16 protein-coding genes are annotated in these 16,596 nt (G+C 70.4%); 13 read left to right on the forward strand and 3 right to left on the reverse strand.

Annotation, left to right across the window (positions count from 1 at the left end; translation table 11 throughout):
• Positions 1–1,149: 1,149 nt before the first annotated feature.
• From ACZ5CZ_RS33250 to ACZ5CZ_RS33300, 11 genes are all read left to right on the forward strand, one after another.
• Positions 1,150–1,713, forward strand: a complete 564-nt coding sequence (locus ACZ5CZ_RS33250; protein ID WP_468948158.1) for a hypothetical protein — start codon at positions 1,150–1,152, stop codon at positions 1,711–1,713.
• Between the two features lie 202 nt (positions 1,714–1,915).
• Positions 1,916–2,068, forward strand: a complete 153-nt coding sequence (locus ACZ5CZ_RS33255) for a hypothetical protein (RefSeq protein WP_468948160.1) — start codon at positions 1,916–1,918, stop codon at positions 2,066–2,068.
• Between the two features lie 117 nt (positions 2,069–2,185).
• On the forward strand, positions 2,186–2,833 hold the full coding sequence (locus tag ACZ5CZ_RS33260; RefSeq protein ID WP_468948161.1) for a hypothetical protein: 648 nt from the start codon (positions 2,186–2,188) through the stop codon (positions 2,831–2,833).
• Positions 2,834–3,535: 702 nt separating this feature from the next.
• Entirely contained in the window at positions 3,536–3,787 is a 252-nt protein-coding gene (locus ACZ5CZ_RS33265; protein ID WP_468948163.1) for a hypothetical protein, read from the forward strand.
• A gap of 101 nt (positions 3,788–3,888) precedes the next feature.
• Positions 3,889–5,013 carry a DUF6573 family protein gene (locus ACZ5CZ_RS33270; RefSeq protein WP_468948164.1) on the forward strand — a complete coding sequence of 375 codons (1,125 nt, stop codon included), beginning with the start codon at positions 3,889–3,891 and terminating at the stop codon, positions 5,011–5,013.
• Positions 5,014–5,355: 342 nt separating this feature from the next.
• Positions 5,356–5,643 (forward strand): hypothetical protein, encoded by a 288-nt coding sequence (locus ACZ5CZ_RS33275; protein WP_468948166.1) that lies wholly within the window; start codon positions 5,356–5,358, stop codon positions 5,641–5,643.
• Positions 5,644–5,738: 95 nt separating this feature from the next.
• Entirely contained in the window at positions 5,739–7,295 is a 1,557-nt protein-coding gene (locus ACZ5CZ_RS33280) for a ParB/RepB/Spo0J family partition protein (RefSeq protein ID WP_468948168.1), read from the forward strand.
• Between the two features lie 89 nt (positions 7,296–7,384).
• Positions 7,385–8,008, forward strand: a complete 624-nt coding sequence (locus ACZ5CZ_RS33285; protein ID WP_468948170.1) for a hypothetical protein — start codon at positions 7,385–7,387, stop codon at positions 8,006–8,008.
• A gap of 47 nt (positions 8,009–8,055) precedes the next feature.
• Positions 8,056–9,546 (forward strand): hypothetical protein, encoded by a 1,491-nt coding sequence (locus ACZ5CZ_RS33290; protein ID WP_468948172.1) that lies wholly within the window; start codon positions 8,056–8,058, stop codon positions 9,544–9,546.
• A 111-nt stretch (positions 9,547–9,657) separates the two neighbouring features.
• Positions 9,658–10,392 carry a hypothetical protein gene (locus ACZ5CZ_RS33295; RefSeq protein ID WP_468948174.1) on the forward strand — a complete coding sequence of 245 codons (735 nt, stop codon included), beginning with the start codon at positions 9,658–9,660 and terminating at the stop codon, positions 10,390–10,392.
• A gap of 281 nt (positions 10,393–10,673) precedes the next feature.
• A complete protein-coding gene (locus ACZ5CZ_RS33300; RefSeq protein ID WP_468948175.1) occupies positions 10,674–11,444 on the forward strand; it encodes a deazapurine DNA modification protein DpdA family protein in 771 nt (256 codons plus the stop codon).
• A 264-nt stretch (positions 11,445–11,708) separates the two neighbouring features.
• Here the strand turns inward: ACZ5CZ_RS33300 and ACZ5CZ_RS33305 are convergent, their stop codons facing one another.
• Positions 11,709–12,077, reverse strand: a complete 369-nt coding sequence (locus tag ACZ5CZ_RS33305; protein ID WP_468948176.1) for a hypothetical protein — start codon at positions 12,075–12,077, stop codon at positions 11,709–11,711.
• 323 nt (positions 12,078–12,400) lie between these two features.
• Here ACZ5CZ_RS33305 and ACZ5CZ_RS33310 point away from each other — a divergent pair, with 323 nt between their 5' ends.
• A complete protein-coding gene (locus tag ACZ5CZ_RS33310) occupies positions 12,401–13,066 on the forward strand; it encodes a restriction endonuclease (RefSeq protein ID WP_468948177.1) in 666 nt (221 codons plus the stop codon).
• A gap of 95 nt (positions 13,067–13,161) precedes the next feature.
• Positions 13,162–13,632, forward strand: a complete 471-nt coding sequence (locus tag ACZ5CZ_RS33315) for a hypothetical protein (protein ID WP_468948179.1) — start codon at positions 13,162–13,164, stop codon at positions 13,630–13,632.
• Between the two features lie 1,669 nt (positions 13,633–15,301).
• On the opposite strand, the gene ACZ5CZ_RS33320 is transcribed toward ACZ5CZ_RS33315, so the two are convergent.
• Positions 15,302–15,700 (reverse strand): hypothetical protein, encoded by a 399-nt coding sequence (locus ACZ5CZ_RS33320; RefSeq protein ID WP_468948181.1) that lies wholly within the window; start codon positions 15,698–15,700, stop codon positions 15,302–15,304.
• 350 nt (positions 15,701–16,050) lie between these two features.
• Positions 16,051–16,425: a hypothetical protein gene (locus tag ACZ5CZ_RS33325; protein ID WP_468948183.1), complete on the reverse strand. Its 375-nt coding sequence runs from the start codon at positions 16,423–16,425 to the stop codon at positions 16,051–16,053.
• Between the last annotated feature and the right edge of the window lie 171 nt (positions 16,426–16,596).

The raw sequence follows: 16,596 nt of genomic DNA on the forward strand, positions 1-16,596 counted from the left end.
GGGTGGCTGCGCCACCCGCTCACCGAGCCTGCTGCGCAGGCTCGGTGACGGGCCGTCCGCTGCGCTCCCGGCCCGGAGGGACTTCGTCCCTCTGCCAGGCTTCCGCTTCGCTCCAGCCTGGCTGGCAGGTCCGCTGCGCTCCCCTGCCTGACGGTCCTTCCGGCTGCGCCTCCAGAACCTTGGGGCCCGCTGGCGCGGGCCGGGCTGGCTACGAGGGGTGAGGGCACTCGTTCGTGTCGGGTTCCGGTGTACATGCTGCATCAGACTGATGCAGCATGTACCGTTGGCGGGAACACGAGACACCCTCCAACCACCCATGGCCGGGCCGATGCTCGCTGAGCCATTCAAGTCCCTGACGCGCCGCCACTCCACACGCTAACCAGACCCGACCCCTGCGGGTGGGACGTGCCTTCGGCACGCTGGGGCTGGTTTTGTGGGCGGGTGGGTTGGGGGGCTTTCAGGTAGCTTGTGAGGGTGGTTTTTTGGGGAAGCTCCGATTCCCTTATGGGTAGGGATATGTCGTTGCTATTCCAGGAATGAGAATACACCACGGAATACCGGGGTGAGTGGTTTCGGGGCCCCAAAACCACGTTAAGCGGGTGGGGGGTTGGCCTGCCTCCGGCAGGCCGGGGACGGCAGAGGGATGAAGGGGTGTGGAGGGTCCCGGGGTGCGGGGGCAGGGGTGGCCGGGGGTGGAGAGGGTGGGAGAGCTGGGCGCCGGTAGCTGGCTTGGCCCTCCCCCACCCACACCCACCCCCGCACTGCGGCGGTTGCTGGCAGCGCGGCGGCCCCGGCCGACGCGCAACCACACACCACCCCACCCCCAATCCCCGAAGCCGCCCCCCTACACACCAACCCTATTTCCTCACTCTCCTTCAACGGGCGCGGGGTAAGTGGCAGCAGAGGGGATGTCAGACCCCTGACCATGCACAGAAACCGTGGTTGACCTGCGGATACGTGGCCCCTCCCTGAGGGGCTTGTGCAAGAGATGTCGCAAGAGAAGGCGCAGGAGTATCCGCAGGAGAAGACGCAGGAGTTGTTGCAGGTTTCGGCGCGTTTCTGGTTCCCACCACCCCCATGGAGTGTATTATTGATTCTGAGTTCAGGCGGCAACCTGACTCAGGCTCAATCACCAACAGAGGAGCTCCCTTGGACACGGAAACCGTTGACGCGGTAAGCCGTCTCACGATCCACCTTGCCGGAGAGCATGAGACCGACGCGCATATCGGTCTGACGCTCATTCCCCTTCTCAAGATCCCCACGGCAATCATCGAATTCCGGCACCCTACCGCCGCGCGGGTTTGGTGGGAAGGCTGGTGTGAGGCAGCCGCGATGCTCGACAGGATTTTCCCCGAGCAGGTCGACGCAGGCGAATTGCACGAACCCGAACTCACCATCAATTCGTTTGTGGTCCTGGACGACGCGCCCCGGCGTGCCAAGGTCCGGGCCCGCAGCGCGGCAGTCAGCCCGGACGGGATCGGCGCACTGTCCGTGACGGTGGGAGGACTCACCATCGCGTGTGCGTCCCGCGCCGCCGTCGAGTGCCAGGTGCGCGGGTGGCGCGAGGCGTACGAAGTACTGGCCCTTGACGGGGGGTTCGGACTGCCGTCCGCCGACGAGGTGGCCGAGCGTGTACGCGCTGACCATGCCCGTCACGGGGTCAACGAGCTGTTGACGGCCGCCGAGGAGCAGCGGGCAGGCCGGACGCGGTGACGGTCCCAGGGTGGGGCGGCCACCGATCGCCCCACCCTCCCAAGCGACAGCCAGTACAGGAGGGGACAGCATGGCCGTCACAGGACCGATCAGCCGGGGGCAGCGAGTGAGGATCGAGCGCCGCCCGACGCGGAGTCTGGCCGGACTCGCACGCCCGAGGACGGCGAACCAGCCCGCACCGTGGCCGGAGGTGTGGGAAGGCATGGTGTTGCAGGTGACCTACGAGGACGACGAGTTGGCCGCCGTCGAGATCTACGGCAAGCACGAGAGCACCGGCAAGATTCAGCGGGTCATGTTCAGTCTGGCCCGGAACATGTTCTTCCGTACGACAGTGCGGGCGGTCGAGTCGCCCTAAGTCGGCACTCCCCGGGGGGTGATTGGGGCTTGACGCCCCTCCACGAGAGCGTATTATTGATTCTGCGGGTGAGCGGCAACTCACCTGCCGCCAACTCAACCACCCAAGGCAGGGGACATGAGCGAGTACCAGAACCACATCCGGCAGGCCCTTGAGGGGCAGTACGAGGAACCGAGCGGGGATCTCGGCATGGACGCGATGCGGTGGACGCCCGCGCCCGTCAGTGACGACGTGACGGACGAGGAGATGAGCACCGCCGTCGAGACCGCGCATGCGTTGCTCGACCGCGCCGCCGACGCGTACCTGTCGCTCCTGGACTCGGTTCTCGGCGACGGGACACACCACATGGTGGCCAGCGCCAGCACCCCGCATGGCGAGCTCATCGAAGGCCAGCGGCTTACCGTGCTCGGAGACGGCGTCGTGATCAACGAGGCCGAAGCCGTGCGCGTGTGCGCTGTGCTCGCAGCGGCCATGAGCGAGGGCGCCACGGGCGGACTGGTCGTGCGGACCTTCGCGCCCGACGGCTCGGAATCGGTACGCGGCTGGAGGATCGGCAACTTCTGGCTTCGGCCGCTCACGGCGAACGAGATCCGGCAGGCGTACAGCGTCGAGCCCGTCACCGGTACGCCGCTGACCCCGGAACCGTGCGTCGAGTACCGGCAGGCCGAGCGGGTGCCCCGCCCCCAGGCCGAGGCCCAGCGCGGCAGCGGAAGCACCAGCCGCACCGCACCCCGGGACAACCGGCCACGGAACCGCCGCAACTGAGCACCACCCCGCCCGGGCCGGTCGCCTGACCGGCCCGGGCGGGAGCCCCACTGCCTCCCGGTGTGAGCGGCAGCTCACCCGGCACCAACCCGAGCAAGAGCTCAGACATGGCCACGACCACGCGCCGCGCCAGCAGCCCGCGCCCCGCTGCCCCAGAGCCGGCCCCGGCCCCTGCCGAAGCGCCGGCGCCCACCGCCCCCACCGCCGACCGGCCCCGCAACCTGGGCCGCCTCACCGCCCAGGCCGAGGCGGCGGGATGGGCCCCCACCGTCGAGACGCAGCCCGGACACTGCGCCCTGCTACTCACCGCCCCTCAGGGGCCGGGAAGCCGTCCAGGGCTGCGTGTGGCGGCTCACCGCCCGGGGTCCCGCTGGGACGGCGCCGCGCTGACCCGCTACGGCCAGACGGCCGCCGAGGGCATCGCATGGCGCGCCGTCGAGGAGGGCCGCGCGTTGGTGCAGCGCGGCCGGGACCGCAGCCGGTCAGTGCGGGACTGGGTTCCTGACCGGCTGACGCATGACTGGACGCCGGACGGCCGGGCCGAGGAGGTCGAGGCCTACCGGCGCGCCGAACGCGAAGCGTGGCAGCCAAGCAGGCGAAGGCCGCCAACTCCCGTCTTGACACACACCACACAACCACCTGGGCCGGTACCGGGTGTGGCTGCCCGGCCCGGCCCCCCTTGGAGGAGGAACAGCTATGCGGATGAGCCAGCGCCGCGCGGACACGCTGAACCGGCGTGCGCGGTTTCTGCACCCACGCCGCAAGGACCGGTCGACGCTGCCGTGCCTGGAGACCGGGGGGACACAGGTCTATGCCTACTGGAAGCGCAGTGAAGGCCTGGTGGTGGCCATCCATCTGGACACCGGCGAGGTTCCCGGCGACCTGGTCAGCCCAGACGGAACGATCCCGGTCCGGATCACGGTCAACGATGACTGTGTCTTCGGGGCCGACTGATACGACCGGGGGCTTGAACCTTCCACCCCGAAAGAGTATTTTTGATTTCGCTAGCAAGCGGCAACTCGCTGGCGTCACCAACTCCTACAGGAGGACGCACGATGACCACGATCCGCCGGAACTGGACCAACCGGGTTGCACAGATCCGTGCAGCCGCCCAGTCCTGCCGCGCCTACGACGCCTCGACCGGCAACATGGTGCCGGTCGACCCGGCACGCGCCTTCGAGGCATGGGAGGCCGAGCCGCGGGCCCGGCTCACCGAGGACACCCCCGGGCAGAAATGGACCGTCCACGTCCACTCGAACGAGTTCTACACCCTGGCCGTCGAGGCGCCCGAGACGTCCGAGATGGCCACTGCCCACGCCGGCCGCGCCGGGAAGTCCAGCCCGGCCGCAGCGCAGGACCACCGCGCGGCCCGCACCGTCACGCGCCGGAGGCGGGCAGCCGAGGAGCGCGGCAGCCTGCCCGGCCATCTGCCCGCCCAGGCAGTCGATCTCGTGGGCAAGACTGTGCGTGTCAAGCTCGCTCAGGGCTACAGCCACGAGCAGATCCGGGACGAGTTCGAGCAGAAGCGCGCCCAGGCCAAGACCGCCGGGGACACGGAGAGGGCGAACGGCCTGGCGACGATGCTCGCGGTGCACGCCTCGATGGCCGAGGAGGCCGCCGCCAACTCGCCCACCGGCCCCAGCTCCCCGCCGCAGCAGCCGGTATCCCGACGCGCGGCGCGCGAGGATGACGTGCTGTCGCGCATCGATTCGGTGCTGCACGACGCCGCCGTGACCGGCGACCCCGACGTCAGCGACGACGCCATGCGGTCCGTCCCCCTGGCCGACCCGGGCGAGATCATCCACGCCTACACCCGCGCTCAAGCCCTGGCCGACGGCGTTCTGGTGGCCGCCGACGCCGACTTGACCCGGGAGGCCGGCTTCCGCGTCCCGGTCGCCCTCACCAGCGCCGTATGGGAGGGCTGCGTGGCCTGGAACGACGGCGACAGCGAGCGGCAGGTGCCGCAGGACGAGCGTGGCCGCCTGTGGGACGTGCTGTCCATGAGCTACCACGCGATCCGGCGCAGCGACGGGAGCGGAGACCGGGTCACCGTCGAGTTGCTGCGGGTTCCGCGCGACGGCCGTACCACGCAGGCCCGGCCGGTCCAGCTCGTCTGCGCGATCGGTCCCGGCGACCGGGGCGAGCCCGTGATCACCATCATGCAGCCCGACGAGGACTGAACCCCGCCGCCCGAGGGCACCGGGCACTGCCCGCCCCTCGGGTCACGGCGTAACCCAGATATGACCCGTGGTCGGGGTTTCCGGTCGCCGTCATGGTCGGCCCTGGCCGGTGTCCTGCCCGTGCCCGCCGAGGGGCTACCCAGCGGCAACTCATGCGCCCCCCCCCCGATCAAGCACTCGGAGGACCGCCATGGCCGCGACGATCCGCAAGTACCGCGACTGCGACACCAATAACGGCAGCACCGCCCGTCAGTGCATCGCCTGCGCTGACCCGACCGATGGACGCCGCCGGCCCCGGGGGCGCAACGCTCCCGGGCCCGCTACCCGAGAGGACCCAAGTCCATGACCACCCCCGCAAGCGTGGCTGCTCGTGTCGCCGAGATCCTTGGGGGCGACTGGACGGCCGGCGCCGGGACCTGGGAGACCTACGGCCGCCTGGACGCCCCCGACGCCGACACGTACACGCTCTGCGTCGACGACTACGACGAACTGTGTCTGTGGGCGAACCTCGACCCTACCGGCGAGATCGCCTCGTTCCGCGAGGTGCATACGCCCGAGGGGATCGAGGCGCTCGCCGAGGCCATCGCGGAAGCGATCCGCCAGCACCACACCGCCGACGACCAGGCGTAAAGGGTCTTGTCCTCACCCCCAAAGCGCGTATAATTGATTATTGAGAGCAAGCGGCAACTTGCTCGGCGCCAACCCGACCACACGAGGAGCAATCCGTGAGCGCAACCGCAACAACAACGGCACCGATGCAGCGGGTCACCCTGCGTCTCGGCCAGATCCGCGTCAACGAGAACAACGTCCGCCAGGACCTCAATCTGGACGAGGAGTTCCTCAAGTCCATCGCGGCCAACGGCGTGAAGGTCCCCGTGGTGGTCCTCCCGCTCGGCGAGGACGCCTACGAACTGAAGATGGGCCACCGGCGCTACCACGCCGCCCGGGCCACCAAGCACAGCGAGGAAGACCGGGACGCGATCGAGGTCCCCGCGTATGTGCTCGATCCCTCCCTGCGCGAGGCGGGCGAGGATTTCATCGACCAGCTCATCGAGAACGACGACGACTACCGCCGAGGTCTGACGGAGCTGGAACAGGCCGACGCCCTGTTCGGCGCGGTCGACGCGGGCATGAAGCAGGCGCGGGTAGCCCAGCTCACCGGCCGGTCCCGCACCGAGGTCTCCCACGCAGTCAGGACCGCCAAGGCAGTCGGCGAGCGGACCCGTTCCCTGCTCGCAGGCGCCGGTGCATACGACCTCGACCTCGAAGTACTCGCTATGCTGGGCGAGTTCGACGACGACCCGGCCGCCGTAGAGCGGTTGCTGGAGGCCTACGCCAAGAACCGCTTTGAGTTCCAGGTGCAGTGGGAGCGTGACGACCGCGCCGAGCGGCTCGCCCGCGAGCAGGTCCGCCCGCAGCTGGAAGAGGCGGGGGTGCGGCTGGTCGAGGACGGCGATCTTCCGCAGACCGCCGAACCGCTCAGCGAGCTGGCCGGCCCGGACGGCGAGCCCCTGAGCAGCGAGGCGCACGCCGCCTGCCCCGGCCACGTGGCGGCCTGGGCCGAGAACCCCCGCGAGCCGGGCGAGGTCGAGTACTTCTGCATCGACCCGGACCGCTTCGGCCACCGCCCGCCCCAGGCGGACGCCCCCGAGGCAGATGGCGACCGGGCCCAGGAGCAGCCGCAGGCGGCGCGTGAGACCAAGCCTTCGAAGCCGTCCCGCGAGTACGTCAAGGCGGGCAACAAGGCCTACCGCGCCGCTGAGAAGGCTCGCCAGGGGTGGCTGAAGGACCTGATCGGCCGCAAGACCGCGCCGAAGCCGCTCGCCGCGTTCGTCACCGAGCAGCTCCTTTGCTGCCCCAAGCCGGTGGCTCAGTGGGTGGGCGACGCGGGCCGCCGTGACCTGGTCAAGGAGCTGACCGGCTACGACAACCCGGCTGAGCGCGCCAAGTCGGCGTCCCCGGCCAAGCTCACCCTGCTGAACTTCGCGGTGCTGGCCGCGTCGTTCGAGAAGCGGATGGGCGAGGGGCGGACCTGGCGCACCGACAGCGCCGCCCGCTCGTCGGTGTACGAGCTGCGGGAGATCCGCGAGGACGCCCGCACGTGGCTGTCCTTCCTCGCCGAGATCGGCTACCCGCTCTCCAGCGTCGAACAGGCCATCGTCGACGACGAGCCCTACCAGGAGGGCGAGCCGGAGGCCGCTGGCACCGACGGCCAGACCGACGAGGATTCCGAGGACACCCCTGACGGCGCGAGCGCCGAGAACTCCGAGGACGCGTCCTGACCTGCTGCCCGGGCCGGACCTGACCGGTCCGGCCCGGGCCCCCTCCTCCTTCCCCCTCTCTGCGCGCTGCTCGCCCGGAAGGCCTCGCCATGCTCCGCTCCGAACTCCGCCTCCGCGCCCCTCTGTTCGTCGCCCAGGCCGCCGTCAGCAACCACACAGGCCTGATCGCCCGCACCGGGCTCGCCATGCCGGCCGTGCCGTTCGGCACCCCCGCCTGGCAACTGCCCGCCCTTCTCTCCTACCTTCACCGCCTCCACCACGACGAAGAGGACCCCTCCCCCGAACTGTGGCGCGTGCACACCGAGCGCCAGACCCGCCCCGTGCCCCGGCCGCACATCCGCTACCAGGCTGACGGCCTGCACGATCCGGACGCGGTGTGCGTGCTCGACATCCAGCTCGGCCCGCGCGACGAGGCCACCGGCTGGCCAGCCGCCGACCTCGCTGTCATCGAGCAGGAAGAAGGCTCCTGCCCCTTCGGACGTGTCACCCGCCGCCACGGGGCGGAAGCGATCGCCGCATACGCCGCCGAGGAGCTGACCGCCGAGCACGCAGCGCTGATGGACCGCGCCCGCCGCCACCAGGACGCCGCCCTCGTCCGCCTCGCCGGGCTGGCACAGCGTGCCGCCGAGTGGGTCGGCCAGGTGCGCGCCGCCGCGCACGCCGATGCCGTCCACGCCCAGGCCGACCGCGCCCGGGCCCGCATCACCCGCTGACCGCCCCGCTCACACTGCTCCGACTGCCGCCGTTGGAGGCCTGTGCCATGTACGAGTTCGAGCCCGCCTCGCCGACCTACTCCATCTCCGACACCATCGTCGAACACCAGCTGCACGGCCGAGACCGCACCTGCGCCGACCTGCCCGGCGGCTACCGGCTGGCCCTGCGCACACGCGAGCTGCACGGCCAGCTTGAGGCCGCCCTGTTCGCGCCGTCACCCACCGGCCCCGCCCGAATCTGCACCGCGCGCATCAGCGCGCACACCCCGCCCGCCATCACGTCGCGCATCCTTGACGCGGTCGCCCGCTATGCCCCGACCCTGCCTGACGCCCGCGACGCCCATCCGCCCCTGGAGAGCGTTGCCCGTCTACTCACCACTGGCGCTCCCTTCCGACGGGCCGGTGAGCCGGGGCTGTTCGTGCGGTTCGGGCATGCGGAGGCCTGGCTGGAGGGCAGGAGACTCAGCGCCATTTTGGGCAGCCCGGGCAGCGGGCTCAGCCTGGTTCTGGGCGGCCCGTGGGACGCACCGTCCACCGCCCGCCTCACCGCCACCGTCCTGCACGAGCTGACTGAGGCTGGGCAGCTCGCCAGCGAGGTCACCTCCCTGCTGGAGCCCGGGCCGTGGCAGGTCCTGTCCGACCAGTGGCACCCGGACGCCGCCCTCGTCCTGCCCGCGACCCTCGGCCCGGACCCGGAAGACCCGCTCGGCCGCCGTATCTCCCAAGCGCTGCGCGATGTCCAACACCATCTGCGCGCGGCCCGGCCGGACTGGGAGCTCCAGGAGCTGATCGCCGTCGAGGGCTCGGCTGTCGCCCTGCGCGTCACCGTGCAAGACCGTGCGGTCCCCCGCCTGGTCCGCAAGGTGGCGAGCGACGGCGCGCACGGCCCGGACGAGTTGGGCAACACCCGCACGGCGTTCTCCCCCGCCGACCTGCCCGCCCTCCCCCACCGCGACCCGGCTCCGCCGTCCCACGAAATCCCGTCCCTGGACCTTTACGTCGCCCCGTGGAACGAGCGCTACTCGTACGGCGTGAAGCTGGAACTCGGCGACTGGGCGTACGTCTTGGATGCCCAAGCCGTCGTTTACGGGCCCGGCTGGTACCCCTTCCATGAGCACGTGACCCGCCGGGAGAAGGACCCCACCGCCCCGCTCAACGACCGCGAAGTGCCCACCGGCCGCACGGTGCCCGCCCGGGTGCGGATCTCTCCCGACGTCGAGGACCGCGCCTGGGGCAACGAGTACGTACAGCTCACCCCCCTCGACCACCGGGTCGAGGCGCGGCTGCACCTGCACGCCGGCCAGGAGAATGCCTGCCCCCTGGTGCGCACCGTCACGCTGGAGATCGACCTGCGGGCGAAGCGGGTGATCCTCCCCACTCAGGTGCCCGCAGCCCTGCGCCACCAGGCAGAGGTCAAAGGCCGGCGGATCCTCGATCTGCTTCTGGCCGCGCGCGGCGAACGCCGACGAGGGGTGCGCGAGCCGCGGGCCGTCCTCGGCCCATGGCAGCGCGGCACCCCGCCCAGCGCGGAGACCTGACGCGGGCGCCGACACCCGCGGCGCTCCCCGTTTCCCCCACGGCCGGTCCGGGGCGGCAACCCCGGGCCGACCGCCCACCAACCCGACCGCAGCCACCCAGGAGGCTCCCTCGTGAACTCCCCCGATCCGACCGCGCATCCATCCGCCGCCTACGACCACAGCGCTGGTCTCCCCGAACTCCGGGTCCCGGGCCTGGTCGGCGGCCGGCCCGCCCTGTTCACGCTCTGCCCCAAGTTCTCCGACTCCGTCGCTCCTGGTCCGCTGCTGGGAGTCGCCGTGCGCGTCGCAACCCACTTCCGTATCCCGCTGACCTTCACCGCCACCTTCAAGCAGGTCGCCGGCGAGCAGTGGGAGCTGGTCCGGGTCCTGTGCAACCAGGACGCCTCCCTCGCGTCCGTCCGGGCGGTCCGCCCGAAGATCGCGGAGGCCGCTGCCAAGGTTCTGCTGGAGCAGCGCGCACAGATGGAGCCGCTGTTCGCCGTCGCCCGTGAGCGTCAGGCCGCCTACGCGCTGGCCGAGGTGTACCGGGCGCGAACCGCAGCTGCCGACGCTCACCGCCGCGTGGACGCAGCCGAGGACGAGTTCGGCCTGTTCGAGGTCTGCGAGGAGCGGGCCGCCGAGGTGCTCGGCCAGCTGTCCGAGCGCCCCGGGCCTCTGCCCCACGGCGGTCCTCCGGTCGTACGCAGCACCTCCTACAGCCGGGTCCTGGTCCTGTGTCCCGTCGGGCACCTGGTGCAGTCCGTCAAGGCCGAGGACTGGAGCGGCTCCCAGCTCGCGGCCCGGTGTGCCGATCCCGCCTTCACCGTGACGTGCCACGGCCAGACCGGCGACCCCCTCCCCCACTGATCCGCCCTGCCGGGCTCGGGGCGGCAACCCCGAGCCCGGCTCCGCTCACCAACTCGAAGGACTCTCCCGTGAACGCTGTACTGACTGCCTCACCCTCCCGGAGGCTGACGCCGCCGGTAGACACTGAAACGTGCAGGTGCACGCCCGCCGTCCGCTACACCTGCGGCCACTGCTACCACGACCAGTGCCTGGACTGCGGGTTTTGCACCGTGGGCAGCTGCGTCTGCCGCTGCGAGTACGGTCTTGGCTTCCAGCCGAGCGATTCGCCGGCCGAAGGGCCGATGTTCTGGATCGGCGGGCACCACGCCAAGTGGCTCTCCACGTGGGGCGTGCCGATGTGCGTCTCGCGCTCCACGCTGGCCGGGCGTGCGACGCTGCCGCGCGCCGCAGAGGCCTGGGTGTGCGACTCGGGCGCCTTCTCCGAACTCGGCGACCACGGCGGCTGGACAGTCAGCCCTCACGCCTACGTCCGGGAGCTGCGCCGGTATCGCGACGAGATCGGCCAGCTGGTCTGGGCCGGGCCGCAGGACTGGATGTGCGAGCCCGGCATGATCGCCAAGACGGGCCTGTCGGTGCGCGAGCACATCGACCGCACCGTGGGCAACTTCGTCGACCTGATGGCCGAGGAGCCCGGCGTCGACATCATCCCGACCGTGCAGGGCTGGCGGCCAGCCGACTACGAAGCCTGCCTGGACCTGTACGACAAGCGCGGCGTGCGGCTGGCTGACTACCCGCTGATCGGGGTCGGCTCCGTGTGCCGCCGCAAGTCAGTCAAGGACGTCGAAGCCGTGCTCGCCACCGTGGCCGCCGCCAGGCTGCGGCTGCACGGCTTCGGTCTGAAGACCCAGGCACTCGAATCCTGCGCCGAATACCTGGCCTCCGCCGACTCCCTCGCCTGGTCGCGCGACGCCCGCTGGTCTGCGCCGCTGCCCCAGTGCGAGGGCAAGCACAAGAGCTGCTCCAACTGCGTGCACTGGGCGATGCGCTGGCGCGAACGGGTCCTGGACGTACTGCACGCCCCCCGTCAGCTGATGTTCCCCGCCATGGCCTGACCCCTCGCCGACCGTGCCGCTCCGGCACCAGGACGTCCTCCTCGATGGCGGTGGGGTCGGGCAGGAGGTCGGCGGGGGCCGTGCGGATCGCGCCGCGGCTGACGCCGTGGTCGCGGGCGAGGGCGGCGATGGACCGGCCAGCCTTCCAGGTAGGCGGTGCGTACGGCGTCGGTCTTGTCGGCCGGGACGGCGGGGCGGCGTCCGCCCTTGTTGCCCTAAGGGGCCCGTCAGATCTGACGGGCCCCCTTCTCGTGCGGGTGAGACCTACCCGTGGTGAGCGGCCGGGGTCGACGCCGAGTGCGACGGCGTGGTGCCGGCCGGTGTCTTGCTGCCGGTCCCCGGTCCGCCGGACAGGGCCAGCAGGATCAGGAGCAGTAGGAGGAATCCGCCTCCGGTGCCCGCGGCCACGGCGACGGTGCGGGGGCTGATGGTCCGGTGGTGCCCGCGCACGCGGGTGCCGTCGGTGCGGTAGTAGGGGTGGACGTAGGTCGTCGGTCCGGCGGGGACCGGGCGAGACCGTGGGGTGGTGCGTCGGGGTGTCGTAGGGTGCTGTGCGGTGCGCGGTCGGGTGCGGCGGTTGTGGCCTTTGACGTAGGTGCCGTCGCGGCGGTAGTGGGGGCGTACGTAGGTCACGGGCGCTCCTCGGGGGTGAAAGGGGGCAATGCCCCCAGGCGGGGCCGGGTGTTCCTCGGCGCAACATTCGACGGTAGCGAGGGGCACTGACAATCCAGGGCGACCAACTCCTCGACTGTGCGCACCCGTTGGGGTCTGCCACCGATTTTCGGTCGGGTGATCCTGACGACGGGCCGACTGCCGGCGCCGGGTGCTCTCATGAAGGCGGCGGGGAGCTGCAGGCGAGGGGGGAATGTGCCCAGGAACAGGGGATATGAAGGCGCCGATCACACAGGCCGGGATGGTCGCAGGAGGCTGTGCGCGGTGGCGGTGGGGGTCTTGCGGTGGGCCCGCGCCGGCGGCGGCGCAAGAGCGACGACGATCTGCTCGTTGCGCTGGGCGGGCTCGTGGTCGTCGGGTTGGTGCTGGTCAAGGTCGGACAGTGGGTGTGGGTGCACTGGTGGGTCCTGGTCATGCTCGGCCTGCTGGTGCTGCTCGTAGGCGCGGGCTGGGTCTACCAGAAGGTTGACCAGATGCGGTCCGCGCAGCTGCGGATTGAGGGCCTGACCTACTCGCTCGGCCAGCTGGACGCCATGCACCACAGCGCCTTCGAGCACGCCGTACGTGACCTGCTGGCCCGGGACGGCTCCCGTGACGCGCTGCGCTGCGGTGGCCGGGGCGACCTCGGCGCCGACGTCAAGGGGCACGATCCGTTCGGCCGAATGTGGGTGATCCAGTGCAAGCACCGTAGGAAAGGGCTGGACGGCTCGGCTGTTGGGACTCCGGAGCTGCAGACGCTCAACGGCACCGGGCGGCCGGTGCACGGCGGCGACGTCGTCGTGATGGTGACCAACGGGAGGATCTCCGGGCCCGCCCGCGAGTTCGCCCGGCAGCAGCGTCTGCACCTGGTCGACCGGCGGGCGCTGGAGCAGTGGGTCCGGGGCGGACGACCGCTGTGGGAGATCCTTCCGGCTGTTCCACCGCCCCGGAAGCCTCCACAGCTTCTCTGAGCTTCATCGCGACGGTGGGCAGGACCAACTGGTCCCGCCCACCGTCGTGTCGTTCTTGCCGCGGGTCGAGTGCCCGGCGCTCTACGCTTCCGCTCATGACCAGCAAAATCCCCGTACGCGGGGGCAGGAAGGGGCAGCAGCACCGGGCGACTCCGGACGACCTGCGCTCCTACACCGTGTCGCCGGCGTCGCCGGTGACGGTGACCCGGGCCGACGGGTCGACGGAGACCCGGGCGGCGAAGGCGGCGCGGAAGACGTCGCCGGCGCCGCGGCGGCGGGGCCCGGCCGTCTGCGCAATGTGTGCCGACCTGATCGAGGGCAAGGTGGGGGTGAGCCGGGAGCAGGGCCCCAGCCGGGGCAAGCCGGTACACCCGGACTGCGAGAAAAGGGCGCAGGCGTTCACGAAGGAGCGCCGGGCGGCCAAGCAGAAGGAACGGGCGGCCAAGCCGAAGCGCCTGTCGCTGGTGGAGGAGAACCGGCGGCTGTTCGCGGAGCAGGACCGGATCCGTGAGCTGCGGCGTCAGCAGAGCCAGCTCAAGAAGAAGCCGGGCGCGACACCGACCTAAAATAGAACGCGTGAACGAGGGAATTCCGGAGCTAGTCACAGCGCGACCGTGGCGCCCGGAGGATGGGCCAGCCCCTATCGTGTGGACCTGGCCTCTGATGGATCCGCCGGCGCGGTGGCTGAGGTCGCGGGGCCGGTGGCGGTGGGCCAGGGTCCGGGCCCGGCAGGACTGGGCGGACGGCCGGGTTGCCTATCAGGTCTGGTGGATCTCGACGGCTCGACCGCGATGGTGACCCGGGCGTACTGGTGGCCGCATCCGGGTCTGCGCGTCGCGCATCGCAGCGCGTCCCCTGTCTCCCGGGAGGCGGGTCAGGGCGGCGAGATGCCCGTGCCGCACCGGTCGGCCGGGACGTCCCGCTGAGCCACCGGGCCCAGCTCGTGGGCCCGGCCCGCACCGGCCTCCGACCAGCGGGGGTGTGCGCGGACGGCGCCCTAATACGTGGGCATGCCGTTTACCGACCCTGACCTGCGGCTCTATAGGGAACCTTACAGACCTTACGCTGCAAGAAATGCTGGAGAAAAGCCCCAGCTCCCAACCCATGCCGAGAGTGGCATTTCCGGGCGGGTTCTTTGCTGTAGGCTTATTCGCGTTCCCCGTTCCCTGACGGGGGGCTGCCGCTTGGTGGTCCTGATACCTGAAGGGAGGTGGCAAGACGTATGCCCGGACCTGAGCCCGAGAAGCCCAGGCCGGCGGGGATGAAGCGTCGTCGTATCGTGCGAGTCCTGATCTGCACGCCTCGACCGGTGGTCGTAGTGCTGCAGCTCGTCTACTACGCGGTTCGTGTAGTGCGAGAACTGATGGACTGACCTGCGACGACGCGCTGAGGACCTGCCCCGGCCAGGGGGCAGGCCCTCGGGTCCACGTCTGGCCAGGTGCGCCCCGTGAGCTGGTGTGAAGGCATGCGGGGCGCACTCCCATGTGTGGACTGCTGACCGCTACGTTAGCACGTTTTTAAATCCAATTACGCAACTGTGGCGGATTTGATTTGCAATGCCCACCCGCCGCAATTGTCGCTGTAAATTTGAAGCCGTCACGAATCCCGCCGCGCGTCAATGGGTAGTAAATTTACCATCCGTCGGGAGACATTCGATTACAAATGATGCGGTGGCGACCGATCTTTTTATCCTGACGGGAGTGCTGCGCGCGCGATGTTTGCGCAGCTCAGCCCCGGCATGGATGTGCCGGGGCCCGGGTGCACCCGGGGACACAGGTCGGCCGGGTCGGGCGGGATGCGGTCCGGGGTAGGGCGAGCAGAGGGCCTGGCTGCAAGGGTTCGGCGAACGTTTGCAATCGAACAAGTGATCTGGATGGTGGCCGAGCCGGTACCAGCGCGGCCGTGGCGCCCAAAGGACGGCCCAGGGCCGAGCCCTCAACAGATCCGCCTGCGCTGTGGCTGTGGTCGCAGGGGCGCTGGCGGTGGGCCAGCGTGATGGCCAGGTTGGACTGGGCAGACGGCCGGGTCGCCTATCAGGTGTCCGTCGACCTGGACGGCTCCACCTCAATCCGCATCCGTACGTACTGCTGGTCATAGGAGGGACTGCGCGTCGCGCACCGCAGCTCCTTCCAGCCCTCCCGTGCACTCGGCGACGGCGGGGAGATGCCCGCGCCTTGGCAGCGGACCAGGAAGCCGTCGACCGCCGACCCCACCTAAACGCATCCATGGCCGTGTTCAGTCGCGGCCGGGAGGTGCGTAGGTGATGCCGACGTCTCCGGCGGAGATTGCAGCGAGGGCCACGACCTGCCATATCGAGGCGGGGACGCCAGCCCGGGGACCGTCCCATGTGTCGTTGAGGAGATCCACGGTCAATGCCACGGACTTGCCGTCCGGCCCCTTGGCCGAGAACTTGACCTTCTGCGCTATCCACGGCTTCCCGTGGACAGAGGCGAACTCCACCATGGCGTGGTACGCCGTGAAGTCCTTGCCGGAGTGGGTGAGGGTGAGAGTGCCCGACTGAAGGTCGAGGCCGACGTGGACTTCGGTGTCTTCCTGCACGAGGACGGGTTCGCCGGTGGCGCTCAGGTCCACTCTGCTCTCCAAGTGGGTGAGGTGGGCAGTCAGCTGCAGCATGGCAGCTGACTGCCTGTCGGGAGAGGGCGTCCAACAACCGATCGCTTGTTGACGGCCTCGGGGAACATCGGTACAGCGGTTGGCGCTGAGGACGATCCTCACCGGCGATGACCTGAATCGAAGGGACTGCGGCCATGTCACCACGCGCGAAGCACCAACCACACACTTTTGCTCCTGCCTCACGAGCAGTGGTTCACCGAGGGCGCGGCCGCACGTCGGTCCGGGCCCCGCAGCGTCGTGGAGAGCGTGCTGCGCGCGGGCCGTCGCCGTGGCGTCCTGCGTACGCGCGGAAAGGGCGACGCCCTGAGCGTCATGCGGATCTGCACCCGCGCCGGCGCTTCGCCTGACGCTCACACAGCGCGCAGTCGCGGAGTCCCGGTTACGGCCGTCTCCTCGGCCTCGACCACATCGGCGCTCGCGGCCGTCTGCTCGACGGCGCCCGCGGGCGCCTCGTCGTGTTCGGCCTTGCGGTCGTCCAGGTGGCTCTTGAGCTTCATGCCCGCGTACACCAGCCCACCGCCCACCGTCGCCGACACTGCGGCGACGCCCGCGACAACACCGGTCGCGGAGCGCAGGCCCGCGTGACCGACGATCTTGTTGCCGGTCCCGCGCAGCAGGGCCCGGAGCACGCCAGGAGTGCTCGATTCGGACAGCGCCGTCCAGGCCGGGTGCTCGACCACTTTCAGGGTGTAGCGCACGCCGTCCTTGACCCAGCTCATGTCCATGGCGTCACTGTACGGGCGCTCCCCCGCCTCGTGGGGCGGAACCGGGTGTTCTTCGCCGCCGTGGCAGGCGACCGGGGTGTGCACTCGACGGCAGCCAGGTCCTCCCCGCAGTCCCGGCCCAGCGCAAGGCCCGTCGCGAGTACGAGAACCGGGTCAGCCTGCTCACGCCCT

This window comes from Streptomyces sp. NPDC031418, from assembly GCF_055581605.1.